Raw genomic sequence first — 20,900 nt, forward strand, 5'->3', positions numbered from 1 at the left:
CGCGCCCCGCTCTCCGGTGGCGCCGCGAGCATCGAAGGGCACGGGCGGCGCGGCATATCCCCTCACCGGAAGAACGGCACCTCCCCTCACCCGAAGAACGGAGACCGAGGATGAACACCGACCACACGACGCATGGCGAAGCCGCGACCCGGCAGGCGAAGTTCGGCAAGCTGCCCGAGCGTGTCCGGTACGAGGACATGGTCACGGAGAAGCCTTCAACGGAGAACCGCGGCCAGGACGCGTACCGCCCCGAAGGCGCGTGGAACCACTACTCCTGCCTGGCTCTGGACCTCGGCTTGTAGACGCGGCGGAGGGGGAACCGGGCCGTCCATGCCATGCGCCACCCCATGCGTCCGTGGCTGCCGCGGCGAACCCGGTGTTCACCGCGGCAGCACACGACGGCCGTCAGGCGGCGTCCGCCCGCCCGACGAGCCGTCCACGAAACGGGGTTGCCGCCACCCGGCAGGGGAACTTACGACGCCTCGGCGATCCGGTGCCGCAGATGGGCGTAGGCCCAGGCGGCGAGGGTGGTCGGGGTGGTGCTCCGGACGGTGCGCGGTTGTTCCGGCACGAAGTCCTCGCGCAGTCCGGTCGACATCCCGAGCACGGCCTCCACCAGGCTGTCGGACATTCCGGCCTGGTGGAGCCGCGCGCGCATGGCGTCATCGGTGATGCGCTCGACGCTGATCCGCCGGCCGATGGCGGCGGTGAGGATCTCGCCGACCTGCCGCCAGGTGAGGTCGGCGGGCCCGTGCACCGCTTGCACGTGGCGGCCGGACCAGGCGGGGGAAAGGAGACGGGTGACGGCGACCTCGGCGATGTCGCGCGGTGCCACCCAGGCCATGGGCTGGTCGAGCGGCAGGATCACCTGGAGCGTGCCGGCACGCAGGGCGTGGAGCTCGAATTCGAGATTGGTGAAGAAGTAGCCGCAGCGCAGGTGGGTGACGTCGACCCCCGTACCGTCCAAAGCGGTCTCGGTGTGGGCCAGGCCGTCGATCTCGCCGGCACCGTGCCGTTTCTCGGCGCCGACGCTGCTCTGGAAGACGACCCGGCCGATCCGGTTGACGGTGACGGCGCGGACCACGCTGTCGGCGGCGCGGGCGTGGTCGAGCAGGGGATCCGCACTGTCGGTGATCGGGCTCACCCAGAACAGCGCGTCGACCCCCTCGGTGGCGGCCACCACCGCGTCGGCGTCGTACTGGTCCACCCGGACGGCATCCACCTCGTCCCGGATCTCGGGAGCCAGCCGCGCGGGGTCGCGCAGCAGGACGCGCGGCCGGATTCCGGCGCGGACCAGCATGGCGACGACGTGGTGGCCGACATTGCCGGTCGGGGTGGTGACAGCGATCTGCATGAGGTCAGGTCCTCTCCTGGGTGTCCATTGGTGTCCGTCGACGACAGTCGGTTTCCGTCGATATTTCGTCGGTGTCCGTCGGTGTCCGTCGATGTCCCGTCGGTGGTACGGCCACAGGCTAGGAAGGAAGGGGGCCAGTGGCTGTCCTCCTTCGACGCGGCGGGCGAGGAGCACCGGCGAGAGGCACCGGTCCTTCCTCGCGCCGGGTTGTCGCAGGGCGTTGTCAGACCCCTCTGCGATGGTGTGTGCGGACGGGTCGATGAGCGGAGCCGTCCGGATCGGTTGTGGAGGGGGCATGGTGACGAGCGGCGATGGCGGCTGGGCAGGCGTGGACTGGACCTGGCAGGACTACGACGACATCCGGCGACGACTTGATCAAGGCGCCGACCCGGACGCGTGGGGCGGAGGGCAGCGGCCCTTGCACCGGGCGGCGGCCTCCGGCTCACCGGAGGTCGTCGCGGAACTCGCTCGCCGCGTCACGGATGTGGACGCGCTGGAGGACGGGACGACCGCCCTGTGGGAAGCCGTCCTGTCCGACCGGCCGGACAACGCGCGGGTCCTTGTTGCTGCCGGAGCGGATCCATGGCGGCCCGGGCTCGGCGGCTGGTCACCGGGGCGGCTCAGTCTGGCCGGGCCGACGCCGGACCTGTTCGTGGTGCCGGAGGGCGAGCGCGGCCTGAGCGAGCAGGAGCGCGCGCGGGCACAGGAGGGCAACCGGCTCGTCTCCGCGCTGGGGGACCTCTATTACGAGGGCACGGGCCTGGCCTGCGTGGCCGGGATCGATGCCGAGGAGGCGGTGCGCCGCTTGGGGGCAACACCGGCGGCGGGTGAGGAACTCGACGTGCTGCTGGAAGACCCCTACGCATACGACATGGACGAGAGCCTGCGGGTCGTCGGCGTGACGTCCGTGCCGGGCGGCTGTGTCGTCACCCAGCCGTGGGGGTACGCGCCGTCGATGCCGGGTGTACAGATCCGGCTATCCGTCGGCACCGTCTGCTACGGGCTGTACGCCAACCCTAAGAGCGGTAACCAGGGCAGCATCGTCCGCGACGGGCACATCGAAGACTGGGACCTCCATCCGGGCGGCGGCCCGGATGTGGACGACACCTCCGAAGAAGTCCTGACCTCCTACCTGTACCGGTACAACGCGGTGGCGTACTCGTGTGCCTTCGTGGGGCTGCGGCCGACCGACGCGCGCGCCGTCGTGGGGCCACCGGACATATGGGTGGAGCTGCCGAAGCGCGACTACTGGGAGAGCTGAGGGCGGCGGGGGCGTCACGAGCTGCCCTTGCCCTCCCGATGCGGACCACCGGATCGGCTCGCGCGCTCTCCGCCCCCGCGACAGCCGGCTCGCCTCCGTGCCGGTGGAGAGGGCGTGATACCGCCGTGGCCCATGCCGGTGGAAAGGGCGCGATGCCGCCGTGCCCCGGCCGCCCGAGAGGGCGCGATGCCGTCGTGCCCGATGCCGTCCTCGCCGACTGGTGCGCCTCTACCCGTGCGGAGTGGGGGCACCGGTTCGTGCCACCGCTTTACGCGACCACACGATGGTGGCTAGCTTGGTGGCATGAGTGTCGACATGACCCTGCGGATACCGGACGATGTCGCTCCCGCCATCAAGGCGGCGGCCCAGAGCGCCGGACTGAGCCTGAACGCGTACGTCGTACGTGCCGCGCGCCGACAGGCCACCGTCGATGCCGCACAGCAGCTCGCCGCGCTCGGCCTCGGGAACGACCTGGCCGGCGAGGGGGACACCCTGTGAGGCGCGGGGACATCTGGACCCTGGACGACGGGCGCGATGTCCTGATCGTCTCCCTGACCGATCTGGAGCAGGCTTACGGCGCGGTCCTCGTGATCGTGCTGCATCCTTCCGGTCGTTTCCCCGACACCGCCATGTCCGTGGTGATCGGCGACCCGGTTCCGTGCACCGCAGTGGCAGTGAATCTCCAGCAACTGCGCGTCGCACGCTTCGAGGGCGCCAAGCACCGTGGTGCGGTCGCCCCGGAGACCATGGAGCGCGTGGACCAGGCGTTGCGCGCGGTTCTCGACCTGTAGCCGTCCGTACGACAACAGGGGCCCGAGCGGGACAGGGGACTGTTCCCGCCGGGCCCTTGTCCGCTTGTTCGCGGGTGGCGTCAGGGGAGGGGCGCAGGTCCGCTCGTTCCGGGGGGCGGGCAGGGCCCGCTCGTTCCGGGGGCGGGCAGGGCCGCTCGTCCCCGCGCGTCCCGATCTTGCGGACCGGTGCTCCCTCCCGTACGCCTCTTGCCGCTCCGGGGAGCGCCGAGGTCGGTGCCGCGGTTCGCGGTACCACCCTTCGCGCGTCCTGGGCGACGGCTGCTCCGCAAGGTGTCCCACTGCCGCACGAGGGCGAGGACGAGGATCAAGACGAGGGCGAGGACCGGGAACAGGGCGCGGACGAGGATGGGAACGCGTCGTCGTAGGTCGAGCAGGTGTATGGCAGACTGCTCGCCCCATGGACAGACGTCAGAATTTTCGTGCCAGCGCTCTCGGCAGTGGGGTTCCCGAGGACATCGTCGACTGGGCCCTTGAACTCGCCCTCCCTCGTATCGAGATGAGGCCGAAGGGGCACAGCCACGGTCCCGTCGTCGGGCGGTACGGGGGCCTGCCCTCGCTGCCGGCGGAGGTGGAGTGGTCCGGCTACCCGCATTTCGTCGCGTCGGTGGACTGCGCGGCGCTGCCGCCGGGCGCACCCGACTTCCCGTTGCCCAAGGACGGGCACTTGCTGTTCTTCGGCAACATGGACACGCCGTCATGGGGACCGGAGTCCGAGGACAGCCAGGGCCTCGTGATCCACGTTCCGGCCGGTACGCCGACCGCGGAGCGACAGCCCGACGAGAGGCACGCCGAGTTCGTCAGTGAGCCGTTCCCTCTCCATGGGCACGTCGACTGGAACATGCCCGATCCCGGTGACGACATCATCGAGTCGCACCCCGAGCGCGCACGCGTGTGGGAGGAGTACGAGGACGGCCTGTGGGCCGACAACTCCGACGCCGGGGAACTCACCCTCGGCGGACACGCCTGCGCCGCCTTCGACGACCCGTGTCTGCCTCCTTACCCGGGCGGTGACGAGGAACCGTGGCGGCTGCTGACCCAGGCACGGGTCTCGCCCAGGACGCGGGAGCCGATACAGAACACGATCTTCTGGCTGATGCACCCGCGGGATCTGGCCGAGGGAAGGTTCGAGAAGGCCAAGGTGCGGCTGGAGTTGGTGCCCCCTGCCTGATCCTGCTGTCTGAATCCGCTCTGCATCTGCTCTGGATCCGTTCTAAATCCGCTGTCTGATCGGCCTGGTTGATTCGCCTGTCTGTTTCGCCTGGCTGGTCCGAGTCCCGGTCAGCCCGGCGCGTTCCGTGCGCGCCGGGCGCCGGGCGCCGAACGCCGAACGCCTTCTGATCCGCTGCCGACGGGCCGGCCGCTCCCCGGAAATCCGGGTGGCGGCTGCCGGCCCTGTTCGTGGTGCGCTGCTTCACGGGGTGGACGCCGCCACCGAGAACCGTCCATGCCCCGGCCACCGCCCGGCCCACCGTTGTTCATTCGCGACGGCACAACTCCGCTCAGGCGCCCCTGGTCTAACCGCGTGACACCAGCACCACCACGCACGGATGAACCGAAGGGCCACTCCCGCATGCGCACCTACCGCCCCCTCGCCGCCACCCTCGCCCTCGCCCTCGGCGCCACCGCCTTCGCGGCACCGACCGCCCAGGCGGCCCCGAAGACCACGACCACGGCCACAGCGACGACCACGGCCACAGCGACGACCACGGCCACAGCCACCGTCGTCCGGCAAGACGGCGAGCTGTGGTACAAGGCCGCCCCCGGCCAGCAGAACAAGCTGACCGTTGACGAGAAGATCGAGCACCGCGGCGAGTTCGAGTCGTACTACGTCCTCACCTTCCGCGACCGGTACGAGATCACCATCGGCCCGGACGCGGCGAACGCGAACGAGTGCGCCTATCCCACCCCGGGCGACCGCACCGCCGTACGCTGCGCGGTCCTGATCCCGCAGAACTCGGACGACTCGGACAGCTACGACATCGACCTCGGCGACAAGGACGACACCGCGACGCTCGGCCCGGACAGCAGCGCCTGGGCCGGGGTCTACGGCGGCCCGGGCAACGACGTGCTCACGGCGTCCGCGTCCGCCATGCTCTACGGCGGCGACGGGGACGACCGCCTCGACGGCGGCGGTGGCCCGTTCGGCTTCGGCTCCTACGGCGGCCCGGGGAACGACGTCCTCACCCACTGCGGCCAGGACTGCTTCGGCGAAGCCGGGAACGACACCCTGACCGGGACCGACGAGGAGAACAACCTCCACGGCGACGACGGCGACGACATCCTGTACGGCAAGGGCGGAGACGACGTCCTCTACGGCGGCAAGGGCAACGACAAGCTGTACGGCGAGGCGGGCAACGACACGCTGTGGGGCAACAGCGGCGACGACGTCCTGTGGGGCGGCCCCGGCACCGACAAGCTCTCCGGCGGGCCGGGCCGCAACGAACTGCACCAGGACTGAGATCGCGAGTCCCGTCATCGGAACGGGGCTCGACGGACGAGCGCGTGGCACCAGCGGACCAAGCCAAGCGGCAGGCCCTCCGTGAGTCGCTCCCCTCAGAGGGCTCGCGGAGGGTCGGCGCTCCTACGACTCCGGAACCTCCTGGCTCCCGGAGGACGGCGGAATTGGGACATAGCGGGTGTTCTGGAACGACTCCTGTAGCCACCTACCGTCCCGTCGGGACAGGACGTTGGTGTTGCGGGACAGCGACCCGTCCCGGCAGTCCGTCGCCGGACGTTCGATGATGCACGTGGTGCGCACGATGACGACCAGGTCGCGGTCCACGTACCGGACGCGCTCGTCCAGCAGTTTCAGTCGCGACGCCGGGATGTAGTGGTCGAAGTAGTACTGCATGCCCTCGGCGATGCCCTTGCGGGTGGACAGGTGATCGCCGTTGAACGTGACCATGTCCGCGTCCTTGGTGAACGTGGCCGCGAACTTCGCGCCGTCCTCCTCGGACCACGCGTCGTACTGCTGCTTCAGTATCCGTGCGAACTCCGCCCGGTCGTCGCGCGCTGACGCGCTCGCCGGAACGGCACCGATCGCCAGTGCCACGCATGCCGCGCCGATGAGCGCGGCGACTTTGTTCCTCTTCATGCCGCCACGCTAGGTAGCGGCAGGTGGGGGAGACGTCCCCCAGGAGTTGCGAGCCAGGAACAACTTCGGGCGTACGGCGGGAAACGGGGCGTGCACTCCGAGCTGACGCGATCGGCGGCGGTCCGCGCGTCGTCTCCCTACCTGAAATCGCCTCGACCAGGACGTTCAGTGCCGCGATCATGAACGGGTGACCTCAGCCGCATCAGCCGCAAGCACCCTGCAGGACCATGCCGCCTTCTGGAGCATGGGAGAAATCCGCGCCGGCGGCATCGTCGACGCCGCCTGTGACGCACTCGTCGCCGGGCTCGACAGCCCCGCCCTGCGCATGCTCGCCGCCTGCACGCGCTCCGAAGCGGACTACGAGGTGCCCGAACTGCTTCCCCGAGCGCTCGGCGAGCTCGGCCTGACCTTCCACCCGCTCGCCAGTGAGGCGGGCCGGGAAGCCGCCGCACGAGCAGTCGCCGCCCGGTTGGTGGCCGGCGAGCTGCCACCGCGCGAGCTGGCATCCCGGATTCATGAGCTCTTCGGGCACACGCTGCCTCTCGCCAAGCGGCTGGCCGAGCTCGACGACGAGTACGACCTCCTCGAATACGGCGACCGCACAGCGGAAGAAGTCGATGCCGAGGTCACCGCCGAAGCCCACCGCCTCGCAGCCCACCCGCGCGTTCGCACCGCCCCTGGGGACGCGTCCGGCTGACACCCGCGGCACGTCCCGCGACCGCCCGCCTCACCCAGGGTTCACGCGCTTGACCCTCCCGACACGGTGCGAGCCGGAATGGGCCACTCAGCCGCCGGGGAAGCGGTGATCGCGGCCCGGCGGAAGGCGCTCGGGCTGGTGCCTCGGACGCGTTTGAACGCCGCGCTGAAGCCGAACGGGTCGGAGTAGCCCACGGCGCGGGCTATGTCCGCGACGGTCGCGGAGTCGCGTTCGACCAGGAGGTCCGCGGCGAGCGTCATGCGCCAGCGGGTGAGGTAGGTCAGCGGTGGTTCGCCGACCAGGTCGGTGAACCGCTTGGCCAGTGTCGAACGCGAGACCCCGGTGCGCGCGGCCAGCGTGGCGACCGTCCAGGGCGCCGCGGGTTCGGCGTGCAGCAGGCGCAGGGCCTCGCCGATCACCGGGTCCCGCTGGGCCGCCCACCAGGTGGGGGGCTCGCCGCCGGGCCGGTCGAACCAGTCGCGCAGGGTGCACACCAGCATCCAGTCCAGCAGCCGGTCGAGCACCACCTGCTGGCCCGGCGCGTCTACGGCGACCTCGGCGGCGAGGTGGTCCAGCACGGGGTCGGCCGTGCCCCCGCCGCGCACGCGCAGCGTGACGGGCAGCGCGTCCAGCAGGCGGCGGCTGATCTCGCCGCGTACCGGGTAGGCGCCGACGATCAGGGTCGTCGCGTCGTGGCCGTCACCGGCGTCCCCGCAGTCGTTCCAGCCGCGCCGGTGCCGGGTCCCGCCCAGTTCGGGCGTCGCGCAGTGCTCGCCGCACGCGATCGGTTCGGCCGGGGTGCCCGGATCGTCCACGAAGGTGAACGTCGCGGGGCCGCGCACGACGAGCGTCTCGCGGGCGCGCAGCGGCTCGGGCGGGCGGCCCTCCGGCACGATCCAGCCCGCGCCGTTCAGGACGGTGCACAGGGTGAGCGGCGCGCCGTCCACGAAGTGCAGCGACCAGGGCGGGGTCAGGGTGGAGCTGCCGAACAACGAACCATGGGCCCGCACTCCGCGGATCAGATCACTGAACATGTCCACAGCGCTCAAGTTAGACGATCGCGTAGGTGATCCGGCTTCTCACCCATGGGTTCGTCCGAGTCGGCCGTGTTGAATCGGCGTCATGAGCAACGACACGACTCTCGTCCTCGGTGCGACCGGCAAGACCGGCCGCAGGATCGCCGCCCGGCTGCGGCTGCGCGGCGCCCAGGTGCGCACCGCCTCCCGATCGAGTTCCACCCGGTTCGACTGGTCCGATCCCGGCAGTTGGGACGTGGCCCTGAAAGACGTAGACGCCGTCTACATGGTGGCCCCGCCCGTGCCGGGTCCGGCGCACGAGTTCGTGGCGCGGGCCGAGGCCGCCGGAGTGCGCCGGCTGGTCCTGCTGTCCGGGCGCGGCGCCGACACCTGGGGCGACTCCACGTTCGGGCTGGAAATGCGGGCGGCCGAGGACGCCGTGCGCGGCTCGGCGCTGGAGTGGACCGTGCTGCGGCCGTCGAACTTCGCCCAGAACTTCGACGAGGACCTCTTCCACGCCCCGCTGCTCGCCGGGGAGCTGGCGCTCCCGGCCGGTCCGGTTCCCGAGCCGTTCATCGATGTCGAGGACGTCGCCGACGCGGCGACCGCGGTACTGACCGAGCCCGGCCGGCACGCCGGACGGATCTACGAGCTGACCGGGCCGCGCGGGATCACCTTCGGTGAGGCCGTCGAGCTGATCTCCCGGGCCTCCGGCAGAGAACTGACGTACCGTCAGGTTTCGCATGACGAGTACGCCGCGGCGCTGGTCGGGCAGGGCTGGGGCGAGGACGACGCGCACCACCTCGTCGAGATGTTCGTGCTGATGGAGCGCGAACTGATCAGCGCGACGACGGATGACCTCGCCACCCTGCTGGGACGGGCGCCCCGCACGTTCGAGGAGTACGTCGTGCGGGCCGCGGCGGCGGGAGCATGGGAGATCCGGTCGGAAGGATGACGATCGGGGGAAGGGCTGGACCCCGGTGTGCTTACGCGACGGTGGCCCAGCCGCTTGCCCTTGTTTACGGAGCACGCGCGTACCCGTGCCGCACGCGCCGACGCCCCGTTCAACGACCTCGGAACCTCGCCTATCGGAAGGGCTGTGATGAGCACCGACGCCAATTCGCTGACCCCGCAGGACCTCGACTTCCTCCGGCGGCCCCTGCACGGGTTCCTGACCGTGGCCGGGGGAGCGCTGCCGCCACAGCCCCGGCCGGTCTGGTTCGAGGCCACCGCCGAGGGCACGATCCAGCTGTTCACGGCCCCGGACTCGCTCAAGGTGCGGCGCCTGCGCAGCGACCCCCGCGCCTCGATCGTCGTCGCCGCCCCCGTGGGTGAGCGCGAGCGCTGGGTGTCGGTCGCGGGCAGGACGACGGTGGAACCCGATGGAGCACACGACCTGTGTGCCCGCCTGGCCGCCCGTTACTGGGATCTCGACGATCCGGCCCGCGCCGACGATCTCGCGGGGCTTCTGGCCGTGGAGCAGGTTCGTATCGTCATCCATCCGGAGGCCGTGAGCCGTTACGCGTATTGAGCCGGTGCGATCACTGCTTCAGACCGGCCTCGACATGTGCAAGGTGCCCCGGCCCCGCCAGGCGGGGTGCGGCGGAGCCGGGGCGGTTCGGGGAGGGCCGGGCGGTTCGGGGAGGGCCGGGCGTCAGCGCGTTCCGGCCCAGTCGCGGACGGCGGTGATCACCCGCTCGACGTGGTGCGGGGACAGGTGCGGGCCCATGGGCAGGCTGAGCACCTCCTCCGCGTACCGCTCGGCGCGGGGGAGGGAACCCGGCGGATGGGCGGGTGAGGCGTAGGCGGCGGAGAGGTGGACCGGGGTCGGGTAGTGGATCAGGGTCTCGACGCCCGCCGCCGCCAGGTGGTCGCGCAGCGCGTCGCGGTGGCGGGTGCGGACGGTGAACAGGTGCCAGGCCGGTTCGGTGTCCGGGGCGACCTCGGGGAGCAGGAGGCCGGGCAGGTTGGAGAGCCCGGCCAGGTAGGCGCCGGCGACCGCCGCCCGGCGGGCGTTCCACGCGTCCAGGTGCGGGAGTTTGACGCGCAGGACGGCCGCCTGGATCTCGTCCAGACGGGAGTTGGTGGCCCGCAGCTCGTGGCGGTACTTCTCCCGGGACCCGTAGTTGCGCAGCATCCGCAGGCGGTCGGCCAGGGCCGCGTCGTCGGTGACCACGGCCCCGCCGTCGCCGAAGCCGCCCAGGTTCTTGCCGGGGTAGAAGCTGAAGGCGGTGACGGAGGAGGGGCCCGCTCCGACGCGTCGGCCGTGGTAGCGGGCGCCGTGTGCCTGGGCGGCGTCCTGGACGACGTGCAGACCGTGCCGTTCGGCCAGCCGGTGGATCGGGTCCAGGTCGGCCGGCTGGCCGTAGAGGTGGACCGGCAGGACGGCCTTGGTGCGCGGGGTGATCGCCGCTTCGATCAGGTCGGGGGCGATCGTGGGGTACCGGGGATCCGGCTCCACGGGGACGGGGGTCGCGCCGGACTCGGAGACCGCGAGCCAGGTGGCGATGAAGGTGTGGGAGGGGACGATCACCTCGTCGCCGGGGCCGATGCCCAGGCCGCGCAGGGCCAGTTCCAGCGCGTCGCAGCCGCTGTTGACGCCGACGCAGTGCCCGGCCCCGCAGTAGGCGGCGAACTCCTCCTCGAAAGCGGCGAGTTCGGGTCCCAGGAGGTAGCGGCCCGAACCGAGGACGCGCGCGGTGGCGGCGTCGATCTCCGGGCGCAGTTCCTCGTAGGCGGCGTGCAGGTCCAGGAAGGGGACCCGGTCCCGGTCCCGGTCCTCGTCCCGGTCGCGGTCGGGGGAGGACTGCCGGGGGACGGTGGCGGTCTTACGGGTCTCGTGGGGCACGTCGGTCTCGCGGGTCACGTCGGTCTCGCGGGTCACGGATGCTCTCCGGTGGGGGCGTCGGCGGGAGCCAGGACGGAGGGGGCTTCGGGGGAGGACAGCCGGGGCACGGCGGCTTCACGGGCCTCGCGGATCTCGCTGGTCACGTGGGTCGCGCGGCTCACGGGTGGTCTCCGGCGGGCGCGTCGGCGGAAGCCGGGACGGAGGGGGCTTCGGGGAAGCCCGGGACGGACGGGGTTTCAGGGGCGGCCGGGTCGTTTCCGGTGAGCGAGGCACCGGAGTCGGCCCCCGGCCCCCCGCCCCGCCCCGTCTCGTCGCCCGGTTTCTTCAACGGCTCCCACCACGCCCGGTGCTCCTGGTACCAGCGCACGGTCCGGGCCAGCCCCTGGGTGAAGGGGACCCGGGGCCGGTAGCCCAGTTCCCGTTCGATCTTGCCGCCGTCCAGGGAGTACCGCAGGTCGTGGCCCTTGCGGTCCTCGACCTGGCGGACCATGGACCAGTCGGCGCCGCAGGCGTCCAGGATCATCCCGGTCAGCTCGCGGTTGGTCAGTTCCAGCCCGCCGCCGATGTTGTACGTCTCCCCGGCCCGGCCCCGGGCCAGGACCAGCGCGATGCCCCGGCAGTGGTCGTCGGTGTGCACCCACTCGCGGACGTTGAGCCCGTCCCCGTACAGCGGCACGGGAAGGCCGTCCAGCAGGTTGGTGACGAACAGGGGCACGACCTTCTCGGGGAACTGGTACGGGCCGTAGTTGTTGCAGCAGCGGGTCACCCGGACGTCCAGCCCGTGGGTGCGGTGGTAGGCGCGGGCCAGCAGGTCGGAGGACGCCTTGGACGCCGCGTAGGGGGAGTTGGGCTCCAAGGGGTGGTCCTCGGTCCACGAGCCGGTGGCGATCGAGCCGTACACCTCGTCGGTGGAGACGTGCACCACCCGGCCGACCCGGGCGTCCAGGGCGCTCTGCAGGAGCGTCTGGGTGCCCAGCACGTTGGTCCGTACGAAGACGGCGGAGCCCTCGATCGAGCGGTCCACGTGGCTCTCGGCCGCGAAGTGCACCACGGCGTCGGTGCCCGGCAGCAGCTCGTCCAGCAGTTCCGCGTCACCGATGTCGCCCTGGACGAAGGACAGCCGGGGGTCGTCGGACACCGCTTCGAGGTTGGCGAGGTTGCCCGCGTAGGTGAGTTTGTCCAGGACGGTCAGCCGGTCCACGGGGAGGTCCGGGTACGTTCCGGCGAGCAGTTGCCGTACGAAGTGCGAGCCGATGAAGCCCGCACCCCCGGTCACCAGAAACCGCACGGCCGTCTCCTGTTCCGCCGGGGGGCCGGGCGCGTCATCGTGCCCCCTGGCTCGCGAGTTCCATCAGATATGTTCCGTAGCCGGCGTGGGTGCTCTCCCGGCCCAGCCGGTGGCACGCCTCGGCGTCGATGAAGCCCATGCGGAAGGCGATCTCCTCCAGACAGGCGATCCACACGCCTTGCCGCTGCTCCAGGGCCTGCACGTACTGGCTGGCCTGGAGCAGCGCGTCGTGGGTGCCGGTGTCCAGCCAGGCGAAGCCGCGGCCCAGGTCGACCAGGCGGGCCTTGCCCTGAGCCAGGTAGTGCCGGTTGACGTCGGTGATCTCCAGCTCCCCGCGGGCGGAGGGCCGGAGGTTCTTGGCGATGTCGATCACGTCGTTGTCGTACAGGTACAGCCCGGTGATGGCGAGGTTGGAGCGCGGCGCGCTCGGTTTCTCCTCCAGCGCGACCAGCCGCCCGGAGGCGTCCACCTCGCCGACGCCGTACCGCTCCGGGTCCTTGACGGAGTACCCGAACAGCACACAGCCGTCGACGTGCGCGGTGTGCTCGCGCAGCAGCCCGTACAGCCCGGAACCGTGGAAGACGTTGTCCCCCAATATCAGGGCGCAGGTGTCGTCGCCGATGTGGTCGGCGCCGATGACGAAGGCTTCCGCTATTCCGCGGGGAGCCGGCTGCACCGCGTAGGTGAGGTCCAGACCGAGGCGGCTTCCGTCGCCCAGCAGGGCCTGGAAAAGACCGACGTGCTGCGGGGTGGAGATGATTTGGATTTCCCGGATGCCGGCGATCATCAATACCGACAGGGGATAGTAGATCATGGGTTTGTTGTAGACCGGCAGAATCTGTTTGGAAACCACCGATGTGACCGGATGCAATCTCGTGCCGCTACCGCCTGCGAGGACGATTCCTTTCACCCGGAAAAGATACCGACCGGGCCGCCTCAATAGCGCGGAGGACGCGGAGGTTAGGGGTTTCTAGGGGAGGGTTAGGGGTGCGCTTTCGCCCGGTGTTGCGCCGTTCGACGGCCGGACGCGGCACCGGTGCCGGGACAAAGGAAAACGGCCCGGCGGCGAGGCCGGGCCGTTTCACGGTGAGGGTGTGCGGACGAAGGAGAGTGGCGGCCGGGTGGCCGTCAGCGCAGGAAACCGCGGAAGTCCCCCCAGCCGGCGGCGGTGTCGGCCTCCAGCTGGTTCAGGCGGGCGGTGACCACCTGGTCGAACCCGTCGAGGAAGTACTCGTTGCCGGGCGCGGGCGGCACCTGCCCGCCCTCGCGGACGAAGCGGTCCACGACCTCGGTCAGGGATCCGCCCGGCGCTACCCGTCCCGCGATATAACGGTGCGCGTCCTCCAGGTCGGGGAACCCCGCCTCGCGGTACAGGTACACATCGCCCAGCAGGTCCACCTGGACGGAGATCTGGGGGTGCGCCGTGGGGCGCATCGTCTCCGGGCGGATGCGCAGCAGTTCGGCGTCCGCGCCCAGCCGCAGGCTCTGCAGGGCGTAGCCGTAGTCCACATCCAGCGCCGGAGTGCGCTCCCGCACCTTCTCCTCGAAGGCGGCCAGCGCGTCCTGGAGCTCGGCGCGCTCGGCCTCCGGCAGCCGGCCGTCCTCCCGGCCGCTGTAGTCCTCGCGCACGTTCAGGAAGTCCACCGGCCGGCCCGGCGCCGCCGCGTCCAGCTCGGCGATGAAGTCGACCAGGTCCAGCAGCCGGTGCGCGCGGCCCGGCAGCACGATGTAGCTCAGGCCCAGCCGCACCGGGGCGCCGCGCCCGGCGCGCAGCTCCTGGAAGCGCAGCAGGTTGGCCTTGACGCGGCCGAAGGCGGCCCGCTTGCCGGTGGTGTGCTCGTACTCCTCGTCGCTGAGCCCGTACAGGGAGGTGCGCACGGCGTGCAGGTCCCACAGCCCCGGCTGCCGGGCCAGGGTCTGCTCCGTCAGGGCGAAGGAGTTGGTGTAGACGGTGGGGCGCAGGCCGCGGCCGGCGGCGCGGGCCACGAGGGTGCCCAGCCCGGGGTTGGTCAGCGGCTCCAGCCCGCCGGAGAAGTACATGGCGTACGGGTTGCCGTCGGGTATCTCGTCGATCACCGAGGCGAACATCTCGTTGCCCGCGCCCAGCGCCGAGGGGTCGTACCGGGCGCCCGTCACCCGGACGCAGAAGTGGCAGCGGAACATGCAGGTCGGCCCCGGATACAGGCCCACGATGTGCGGGAACGCCGGCTTGCGGTCCAGGACGGTGTCGTAGAGGCCCTGCCGCTCCAGGGGGAGGAGGGTGTTCTGCCAGTACTTGCCGGCCGGGCCCTGCTCGACGGCGGTCCGCAGGTCGGGCACCGTGCGGAAGAGGGTCAGCAGGCGGCGGAAGGCGTCCTCCCCGACGCCCAGCCGCGCGCGGGTCTCCTCCAGGGGCGTGAAGGGGCTGTTGCCGTAGTGCGCGGCGAGCGCGACCAGGTGGCGGGAGAGGCCGGGCGCCTCGTCGGCGCCGGCCCGGCCCTCGGCGGTCAGCCGGTCGCCCACGGCCTGGGCCGCCGCGGACAGGTCGGCGCCCGGCAGCGCGCAGCGGGCGACCGGCCCGGCGGGGAGGGGGGATCGCGTGGTCATGCGTGGGGTCCAATCGACGGCGTCAAAGGGGTGGGTACGGGCATCTGGGCGGCGGCGGCGCGGGCGGCGGCGGTCACCGCGTGGCCCTCGGTCACGGCGAGCCGTATGACGTCGCAGATCCGCTCGACGTCCTCGGTGGTCACCGAGGTGCCGGTGGGCAGGGACAGCACCCGCTCGGCGAGCCGCTCGGTGTGCGGCAGCGCGGCGCCCGGCCGGTCGCGGTAGGGCGCCAGCTGGTGGCAGGCGGGCGAGAAGTAGGGGCGGGTGCGGATGTTCTCGGCGCTCAGGACGTCCATGAGCAGGTCCCGGTGGATGCCGGTGACCGCCGCGTCCACCTCCACGATCACGTACTGGTAGTTGTTGCGCTCGTGGCGATCGAAGTCGACCACTTGGACGCCCGGCAGGTCCGCGAGGCAGGCCCGGTACCGGGTGTGGTTGTCGCGGTTGTGCAGGACGGTCGCCTCGAAGGTGTCCAGCGAGGTCAGCCCCATGGCCGCGGCGGCCTCGCTCATCTTGGCGTTGGTGCCGCCCGCCGCGGCGGCGGGGTCGTCGGACAGCCCGATCCCGAAGTTCTGCAGGGCGCGCAGCCGGTGCGCCAGCGTGTCGTCGTCGGTGACCACCGCCCCGCCCTCGAAGGCGTGCGCCACCTTCGTCGCGTGGAAACTGAACACCTCCGCCCGGCCGAACCCGCCGACGGGCCGCCCGCCCGCCGTGCAGCCGATCGCGTGCGCGGCGTCGTAGAACAGCGGCAGGCCCAGGTCCGCCGCGACCCGCTCCAACTCGTCCACCGGGCACGGGCGCCCCCACAGGTGCACCCCCAAGATCGCCGAGGTGCGGGGCGTGACGGCGGCGGGCACCAGGGCCGGATCGAGGTTGCCGGTCCGGGGATCGACGTCCACGAAGACCGGCTCCAGACCCAGCCAGTGCATCGCGTGCGCGGTGGCCGCGAACGTCATGGATGGCATAACGACCTCGCCGGTCAGCCCGATGGCCCGGGCCAGTATCTGGAGGCCGGCGGTGCCGTTGCAGGTCGCCACGCAGTGGCGGACGCCCGCCAGCCGGGCGACCCGCTCCTCGAACTCGCGGACCAGCGGGCCGCCGTTGGACAGCCACTGGCTGTCCAGGGCCTGGTTGAGCCGGTCGAAGAACTTCGACCGGATGACGGCACTGGGCCGGCCCACCTGCACGGGCCGCGCGAACGCGCGGTCCCCGCCGAAGAGGGCGAGGTCCGTTCTGCCGTGTTTCATGGCGTCCCTCCGGAACTTTCGCCGCGGGATATGCGGGATATCCCGCTACGGGCGCGGGCGTGCCCGGCCGGTGAACTCCCGGTCGGGCGTCTGATGGACTGCTGGAACTTCGCTGCGGGAAGAGGGCCTCCGCGCCGTGGCGCCGGACAATCCTTCGGCAACTTCACGGTGGCTCCGACGGCCCGAGGAACTCGTGCGCGTCCTCGTCGGGTGTCGCGTAAGGAATTGTGCTCGCGATCGTGTCCGTACGCAATGGCCCCCACCCCGCAGGGTAATTGCTGCGCACGCGCACCTACTAGGTTACGGTGAGCCGCATTTGGGAAACCAAGGAGGTGCGAAACGGTGCAGACACCGTCGACGGCGCGGAAAGAACGGCCGGATATTGTCGACCTGCGGGAACTCGGACCGGATTTCCACGGCAATCCGCATCCCGTGTACGCGCGGATGCGCGCCGAGGGGCCCGTCCACCGCGTCCGCACGACCGACGGCGAGGACGTGTGGCTGGTCGTCGGCTACGACCAGGCCCGCGCGGTGCTCAACGACCCCCGCTTCAGCAAGGACTGGAGCCGGTCCGCGTCCCCCGACCTGCGGCCGAGCGGCAAGGCCGCCCTGGTCAGTGCCAACATGCTGGAGTCCGACCCGCCGCGCCACACCCGGCTGCGCAAGCTCGTCGCCCGCGAGTTCACCACCCGCCGGGTCGAGGCGCTGCGCCCCCGCGTGCGAGAGATCACCGAGGACCTGCTCGACGCGATGCTCGCCGCCCCCGACGGCCGCGCCGACCTGGTGGCCGACCTGGCCTTCCCGCTGCCGATCACGGTCATCTGCGAACTGCTCGGCGTGCCCGTCGAGGACCGTGCCACCTTCCGGGCCTGGACCGACAAGTTCGTCATGCCGGACAGCCCCCAGGAGGCACAGCAGGCCGTGGAGGACATGGCCGGCTACATCGAGAAACTCGTCGCGGACAAACGGGCCCGCCCCGGCGACGACCTGCTGAGCGCGCTGACCCGCACCGCCGCCGACGACGGCGAACGGCTGGCCGAGGACGAGCTGATCGCCATGGCGTACGTCCTGCTGATCGCCGGACACGAGACGACGGTCAACCTCATCACCAACGGCATGTACGCGCTGCTCACCCACCCCGACCAACTGGCCCTGCTGCGGGCCGACATGTCACTCCTGGACAACGCCGTGGAGGAGATGCTCCGGTACGAGGGACCGGTGGAGGCCGCGACCTACCGGTTCCCCCTCGAACCCGTCACCCTCGGCGACACCGTCCTCCCCGCCGGCGCCAGCGTGCTCGTCGTGCTCGCCGACGCGCACCGCGACCCGAGCCGCTTCCCGGACCCGGACCGCTTCGACATCCGCCGACCCACCGGCGGACACCTCGCCTTCGGGCACGGCATCCACTTCTGTATCGGCGCGCCGCTGGCCCGCATGGAGGCGCGGATCGCGATCCGGCGGCTTCTGGAGCGGTGTCCGCGGCTGGGGCTGGTGGATGACCCGGGGACGCTGCGGTGGTTCCCGAACATGATGATCCGGGGGGTGCGGGAGCTTTGGGTGGGGTGGGGGTGAGAGGGGGCGGGCCGGTGATACCGGCCCGCCCCGTCCCCGCGCTTCGGGACGCGACGCGGGGAGGGGCGGGCCGGCGGTCCGGTGGTGCCGTGCTTGGGCGGGGCCGGTCCGTCCTCCCTGCGCTCGGAGTGTGTGTCTCGGGGCGCGTGTCGCAGAGTGTGCGTCTCGGTGCGGTGTCGCAGGGCGTGCGTCTCGGGGCGCGCCCCTCAGGACGCGCCCCTCAAGACGCCCGCCTCAGCCCGTCACGCGGACCGTCGCCGTCCCTCGCAGATCCGCCGACGATGACCCCACCTGCACCGTGCGCTCGCCCGTACCCGTCCGCCAGGCGTGCGAGGCGGTGTCCCAGTACTGGAGCTGGCGGGCGTCCACCGTGACGGTCACCCGCTTGCTCTCGCCCGGGGCCAGCTTCACCTTGGTGTACCCGGCCAGCTTCTTCTTGGCCTGCGGTGCCGACACGTCCGGGCTGGCCCCCAGATAGACCTGGACGACCTCGTGGCCGGCGCGCTTGCCGGTGTTGGTGACCGTGGCACGCACCGTCAGCCCGCCGTCGGCGGCCCGTTCGGCGCTCACGTCGCCGTAGCCGAAGGTCGTGTACGACAGGCCGTGCCCGAACGGGAACAGCGGGCGCTCACCCTGCTGGTCGTACCACCGGTAGCCGACGTAAATGCCCTCGGAGTAGTCCTGCTGGTTGTCCACGCCCGGGTACCGCTTCGGGTCACCGGCGACGGCATGCTGGTCCTCCCGGGCCGGGAAGGACTGGGTGAGCTTGCCGCCGGGGTTCGCGTCCCCGTACAGCAGCGCGGTCGTCGCCTCGGCACCGGCCTGGCCCGGGTACCACATGTCCAGGACGGCGGCGGTGTCCGCGAGCCACGGCATGAGGACCGACGCGCCGGTGTTGAGCACCACGACCGTGCGGGGGTTGGCCTTGGCCACCGCGGAGATCAGCTTGTCCTGCGTGCCCGGCAGCGACAGGGAGGTGCGGTCGAAGCCCTCGGCGCCGTCGTCGTACGCGAACACGATCGCGGTCCGCGCGCTCTTCGCGGCCTCCACCGCGCGCTGGATGTTCGCCTCGGCGGCCTGCGGGGTGACCCAGCCCAGGTCCACCGAGAGCGGGGTGCCCTGCATGGCGAAGCCCGTCATCGTCACCTTGTGGGTGCCCTTGGTGAGGGTGAGCAGCGGACTGCTGATGTCGCCGTACACCTCACCGGCCTCGATGACGGTCCCGTCCACCGTGAGGGTCGCGTACCCGCCGGTGGCGCGCACGGCGATCCGGTACGCGCCGTCGGCCGGGACGGTCAGCGTGCCGTCGTAGAGCGTGCCGGTCTGGCCGGCCTCCAACTGCTTGCCGTTGGTGAACGCCGGGCTCAGCGCGGTGGCCGGGATGGGGCTGCCGAACCGGTCCTCGCCGATCTCGTACGTCACCTGGGCGTCCTTGCCCGCCCGGGCGCGCAGGGTGTCCAGCGGGGCCGCCGCCGCGTCCGGCCGCACGTGGGCGCTGCCCAGGCCGGTGACCTTGGGCGTGGTGGCCGTCGGGCCGATCACCGCGATGCTGCGGCCGGCCTCGCCGGTCAGCGGCAGCGCGGCGTTCTCGTTGCGCAGCAGCACCGCGCCGCCCTCGGCGATCTCCTTCGACGCGGCCTGGGCGCCCGCCCGGTCCCGTTCGGGCCGGGGCGGCGGGGTGGTGCCGACGAGCCCGAAGCGGACCATCTGCCCGACGATGCGCGCCACCGACCGGTCCAGCGTGGCCTGCGGAATCCGCCCCTCCTGGACGGCCTTCTTCAGGGCCTGGCCGAAGTACTTCGCGTCCGGCTCCGGGTCGCCCGGCGCGGGGTCGCCGACCAGGTCGAGGCCCATCTCCTGGTCCAGGCCCTTGGTGATGGCGTCCGTGCTGTGGGTGGCCTGCCAGTCGGACATCACCCAGCCCTTGAAGCCCCACTGCTCGCGCAGCACGGTGTTCAGCAGGTCCTCGTTGCCGCAGGACGGCTTGCCGTTGAGGCCGTTGTACGCGCACATGAACGACGTGGCCCCGGCCTTCACCGAGGCCTCGAACGCCGGGAACTCGATCTCCTGGAGCGTCTGCTCGTCGACGTTCGCGTTGACGGTGAAGCGGTTGTCCTCCTGGTTGTTGGCCGCGAAGTGCTTCGCCGTCGTCATCAGGCCCTGGCTCTGGATGCCCTTGATCTGGGCCGCGGCGATGCGCGAGGAGACCAGCGGGTCCTCGCCGAAGGTCTCGAAGTTCCGCCCGCCGTGCGGGACCCGGATGTTGTTGACCATCGGGCCGAGCACCATGTCCTGGTTGAGCGCGCGGCCGTCCCGGCCCATCACCTCGCCGTACTTGCGGGCCAGGTCGTCGTCGAAGGAGGCGGCCAGGCCGATGGGGGCGGGCAGCGCGGTGGCCGTCTTTCCGACCAGGCGGATGCCCTCCGGTCCGTCGGCGGAACGCAGCGGGGGTATGCCCAGGCGCTTGACGCCGGGCAGGTAGCCGACGCCCTGCCGGTCCGGGTCCAGGCCCCAGTGGACGAAGGAGATCTTCTCGTCCAGCGTCATCCGTGCCACGAGCCGCTGGGCCTCCCGTGCCCAGCTCGCCTGCTCCTCCTCAGGGGTGGCGGTCTTGACCGCTGAGTCCGACGCGGGCGGCGCGGCGTGCGCCACGGTGCCCCCGAGCAGCAGGCTCGCGGCGGCGGCCAGCACCAGCGGCCGGAACGTCCGGCCGCGGCGGGAGAGGGAGGGGAAGGCGTACGGGGTTCTGCCGCGGGTGGTTCGGGTTGTGCGTTTCATGCGGGGGTTCCTCGTTTCGTTGTTCCGTTGTTCCGTTGGTTGTGCGGTGGGTGTTTTTCAGGGGAGAGGTGGTTTGTGGGGGCGGGGTGGTGGCTCCCGTCGGGAGCGGTGCGGCGCCGTGCCCGCCCGAGGCCGTGGGCGGCATCCGGGCCCTTCCGGGCGGGTGTCCGGATTGTCTCCGTGCGGTGGCTCGCTCGCCTCCGTGTGATCCGGGGTCGTCTCCGTACGCCTTCGGCGGGAGGGGGTGTGGGGCGGGCGCCCGGTGTGTTTGGGGTCGGGGCCGCCCCGGGGTACCTCCTCGCGGCAGTTGCGCGTAACCGACGCGCGGTAGGTCACCCGCCGCCCCG

The 20,900-nt window shown here is 71.6% G+C and carries 20 protein-coding genes; 10 read left to right on the plus strand and 10 right to left on the minus strand.

Features of this window, described 5'->3' with window-relative positions; all coding sequences use genetic code 11:
- Nucleotides 1-110: 110 nt before the first annotated feature.
- A complete protein-coding gene (locus tag ABZX96_RS03905; RefSeq protein WP_355537326.1) occupies nucleotides 111-302 on the plus strand; it encodes a hypothetical protein in 192 nt (63 codons plus the stop codon).
- A 170-nt stretch (nucleotides 303-472) separates the two neighbouring features.
- On the opposite strand, the gene ABZX96_RS03910 is transcribed toward ABZX96_RS03905, so the two are convergent.
- Complete coding sequence (locus ABZX96_RS03910; RefSeq protein ID WP_355537329.1) at nucleotides 473-1,354, minus strand: NAD(P)H-binding protein; 882 nt, start codon at nucleotides 1,352-1,354, stop codon at nucleotides 473-475.
- A 295-nt stretch (nucleotides 1,355-1,649) separates the two neighbouring features.
- Between ABZX96_RS03910 and ABZX96_RS03915 the strand changes: the two genes are divergently transcribed.
- From ABZX96_RS03915 to ABZX96_RS03935, 5 genes are all read left to right on the plus strand, one after another.
- Nucleotides 1,650-2,615, plus strand: coding sequence for an ankyrin repeat domain-containing protein (locus ABZX96_RS03915; protein WP_355537332.1), 966 nt, complete (start codon nucleotides 1,650-1,652; stop codon nucleotides 2,613-2,615).
- Nucleotides 2,616-2,918: 303 nt separating this feature from the next.
- Complete coding sequence (locus tag ABZX96_RS03920) at nucleotides 2,919-3,113, plus strand: toxin-antitoxin system HicB family antitoxin (protein WP_355537335.1); 195 nt, start codon at nucleotides 2,919-2,921, stop codon at nucleotides 3,111-3,113.
- Nucleotides 3,110-3,406 carry a type II toxin-antitoxin system PemK/MazF family toxin gene (locus ABZX96_RS03925; RefSeq protein ID WP_355537338.1) on the plus strand — a complete coding sequence of 99 codons (297 nt, stop codon included), beginning with the start codon at nucleotides 3,110-3,112 and terminating at the stop codon, nucleotides 3,404-3,406. The genes ABZX96_RS03920 and ABZX96_RS03925 overlap by 4 nt, the downstream gene beginning before the upstream one ends.
- 418 nt (nucleotides 3,407-3,824) lie before the next feature.
- Entirely contained in the window at nucleotides 3,825-4,595 is a 771-nt protein-coding gene (locus ABZX96_RS03930; RefSeq protein ID WP_355537341.1) for a DUF1963 domain-containing protein, read from the plus strand.
- A gap of 402 nt (nucleotides 4,596-4,997) precedes the next feature.
- On the plus strand, nucleotides 4,998-5,885 hold the full coding sequence (locus ABZX96_RS03935; RefSeq protein ID WP_355537344.1) for a calcium-binding protein: 888 nt from the start codon (nucleotides 4,998-5,000) through the stop codon (nucleotides 5,883-5,885).
- Between the two features lie 123 nt (nucleotides 5,886-6,008).
- Here the strand turns inward: ABZX96_RS03935 and ABZX96_RS03940 are convergent, their stop codons facing one another.
- Complete coding sequence (locus tag ABZX96_RS03940; protein ID WP_355537347.1) at nucleotides 6,009-6,521, minus strand: SgcJ/EcaC family oxidoreductase; 513 nt, start codon at nucleotides 6,519-6,521, stop codon at nucleotides 6,009-6,011.
- Nucleotides 6,522-6,708: 187 nt separating this feature from the next.
- On the opposite strand from ABZX96_RS03940, the gene ABZX96_RS03945 reads away from it, so the two are divergent.
- Nucleotides 6,709-7,218 carry a hypothetical protein gene (locus ABZX96_RS03945; RefSeq protein WP_355537350.1) on the plus strand — a complete coding sequence of 170 codons (510 nt, stop codon included), beginning with the start codon at nucleotides 6,709-6,711 and terminating at the stop codon, nucleotides 7,216-7,218.
- A 41-nt stretch (nucleotides 7,219-7,259) separates the two neighbouring features.
- Here the strand turns inward: ABZX96_RS03945 and ABZX96_RS03950 are convergent, their stop codons facing one another.
- Complete coding sequence (locus tag ABZX96_RS03950) at nucleotides 7,260-8,258, minus strand: AraC family transcriptional regulator (protein WP_355537353.1); 999 nt, start codon at nucleotides 8,256-8,258, stop codon at nucleotides 7,260-7,262.
- 82 nt (nucleotides 8,259-8,340) lie between these two features.
- Between ABZX96_RS03950 and ABZX96_RS03955 the strand changes: the two genes are divergently transcribed.
- On the plus strand, nucleotides 8,341-9,189 hold the full coding sequence (locus tag ABZX96_RS03955) for an NAD(P)H-binding protein (RefSeq protein ID WP_355537356.1): 849 nt from the start codon (nucleotides 8,341-8,343) through the stop codon (nucleotides 9,187-9,189).
- A gap of 147 nt (nucleotides 9,190-9,336) precedes the next feature.
- The gene (locus tag ABZX96_RS03960) at nucleotides 9,337-9,765 is read left to right on the plus strand and encodes a pyridoxamine 5'-phosphate oxidase family protein (RefSeq protein WP_355537359.1); all 429 of its coding nucleotides are present in this window, start codon (nucleotides 9,337-9,339) and stop codon (nucleotides 9,763-9,765) included.
- Between the two features lie 123 nt (nucleotides 9,766-9,888).
- Here the strand turns inward: ABZX96_RS03960 and ABZX96_RS03965 are convergent, their stop codons facing one another.
- From ABZX96_RS03965 to ABZX96_RS03990, 6 genes are all read right to left on the minus strand, one after another.
- Nucleotides 9,889-11,118, minus strand: a complete 1,230-nt coding sequence (locus tag ABZX96_RS03965; RefSeq protein ID WP_355537362.1) for a DegT/DnrJ/EryC1/StrS family aminotransferase — start codon at nucleotides 11,116-11,118, stop codon at nucleotides 9,889-9,891.
- Nucleotides 11,115-11,243 (minus strand): hypothetical protein, encoded by a 129-nt coding sequence (locus ABZX96_RS03970; RefSeq protein WP_355537365.1) that lies wholly within the window; start codon nucleotides 11,241-11,243, stop codon nucleotides 11,115-11,117. Before ABZX96_RS03970 ends, ABZX96_RS03965 begins: the two co-directional genes overlap by 4 nt.
- Nucleotides 11,240-12,370: a dTDP-glucose 4,6-dehydratase gene (gene rfbB, locus ABZX96_RS03975; RefSeq protein WP_355537368.1), complete on the minus strand. Its 1,131-nt coding sequence runs from the start codon at nucleotides 12,368-12,370 to the stop codon at nucleotides 11,240-11,242. Before rfbB ends, ABZX96_RS03970 begins: the two co-directional genes overlap by 4 nt.
- A 34-nt stretch (nucleotides 12,371-12,404) precedes the next feature.
- Nucleotides 12,405-13,280, minus strand: a complete 876-nt coding sequence (rfbA, locus tag ABZX96_RS03980; protein WP_355537371.1) for a glucose-1-phosphate thymidylyltransferase RfbA — start codon at nucleotides 13,278-13,280, stop codon at nucleotides 12,405-12,407.
- A gap of 218 nt (nucleotides 13,281-13,498) precedes the next feature.
- Complete coding sequence (gene desII / locus ABZX96_RS03985; protein ID WP_355537374.1) at nucleotides 13,499-14,956, minus strand: dTDP-4-amino-4,6-dideoxy-D-glucose ammonia-lyase; 1,458 nt, start codon at nucleotides 14,954-14,956, stop codon at nucleotides 13,499-13,501.
- Nucleotides 14,953-16,203 carry a dTDP-4-dehydro-6-deoxyglucose aminotransferase gene (locus tag ABZX96_RS03990; protein WP_355537377.1) on the minus strand — a complete coding sequence of 417 codons (1,251 nt, stop codon included), beginning with the start codon at nucleotides 16,201-16,203 and terminating at the stop codon, nucleotides 14,953-14,955. The genes desII and ABZX96_RS03990 overlap by 4 nt, the downstream gene beginning before the upstream one ends.
- A gap of 342 nt (nucleotides 16,204-16,545) precedes the next feature.
- Here ABZX96_RS03990 and ABZX96_RS03995 point away from each other — a divergent pair, with 342 nt between their 5' ends.
- Complete coding sequence (locus ABZX96_RS03995; RefSeq protein ID WP_355537380.1) at nucleotides 16,546-17,775, plus strand: cytochrome P450; 1,230 nt, start codon at nucleotides 16,546-16,548, stop codon at nucleotides 17,773-17,775.
- A gap of 234 nt (nucleotides 17,776-18,009) precedes the next feature.
- On the opposite strand, the gene ABZX96_RS04000 is transcribed toward ABZX96_RS03995, so the two are convergent.
- Nucleotides 18,010-20,553 (minus strand): glycoside hydrolase family 3 C-terminal domain-containing protein, encoded by a 2,544-nt coding sequence (locus ABZX96_RS04000; protein WP_355537383.1) that lies wholly within the window; start codon nucleotides 20,551-20,553, stop codon nucleotides 18,010-18,012.
- Nucleotides 20,554-20,900 lie beyond the last annotated feature (347 nt).

This window comes from Streptomyces sp. NPDC003077, assembly GCF_040611095.1.
Classification (GTDB): domain Bacteria; phylum Actinomycetota; class Actinomycetes; order Streptomycetales; family Streptomycetaceae; genus Streptomyces.

Coding starts and splice junctions, on each gene's coding strand:
- ABZX96_RS03905 (WP_355537326.1), top strand. CDS start 111: ATGAACACCGACCACACGACGCATGGCGAAGCCGCGACCCGGCAGGCG.
- ABZX96_RS03910 (WP_355537329.1), bottom strand. CDS start 1,354: ATGCAGATCGCTGTCACCACCCCGACCGGCAATGTCGGCCACCACGTC.
- ABZX96_RS03915 (WP_355537332.1), top strand. CDS start 1,650: ATGGTGACGAGCGGCGATGGCGGCTGGGCAGGCGTGGACTGGACCTGG.
- ABZX96_RS03920 (WP_355537335.1), top strand. CDS start 2,919: ATGAGTGTCGACATGACCCTGCGGATACCGGACGATGTCGCTCCCGCC.
- ABZX96_RS03930 (WP_355537341.1), top strand. CDS start 3,825: ATGGACAGACGTCAGAATTTTCGTGCCAGCGCTCTCGGCAGTGGGGTT.
- ABZX96_RS03935 (WP_355537344.1), top strand. CDS start 4,998: ATGCGCACCTACCGCCCCCTCGCCGCCACCCTCGCCCTCGCCCTCGGC.
- ABZX96_RS03940 (WP_355537347.1), bottom strand. CDS start 6,521: ATGAAGAGGAACAAAGTCGCCGCGCTCATCGGCGCGGCATGCGTGGCA.
- ABZX96_RS03955 (WP_355537356.1), top strand. CDS start 8,341: ATGAGCAACGACACGACTCTCGTCCTCGGTGCGACCGGCAAGACCGGC.
- ABZX96_RS03960 (WP_355537359.1), top strand. CDS start 9,337: ATGAGCACCGACGCCAATTCGCTGACCCCGCAGGACCTCGACTTCCTC.
- desII (WP_355537374.1), bottom strand. CDS start 14,956: ATGACCACGCGATCCCCCCTCCCCGCCGGGCCGGTCGCCCGCTGCGCG.
- ABZX96_RS03990 (WP_355537377.1), bottom strand. CDS start 16,203: ATGAAACACGGCAGAACGGACCTCGCCCTCTTCGGCGGGGACCGCGCG.
- ABZX96_RS04000 (WP_355537383.1), bottom strand. CDS start 20,553: ATGAAACGCACAACCCGAACCACCCGCGGCAGAACCCCGTACGCCTTC.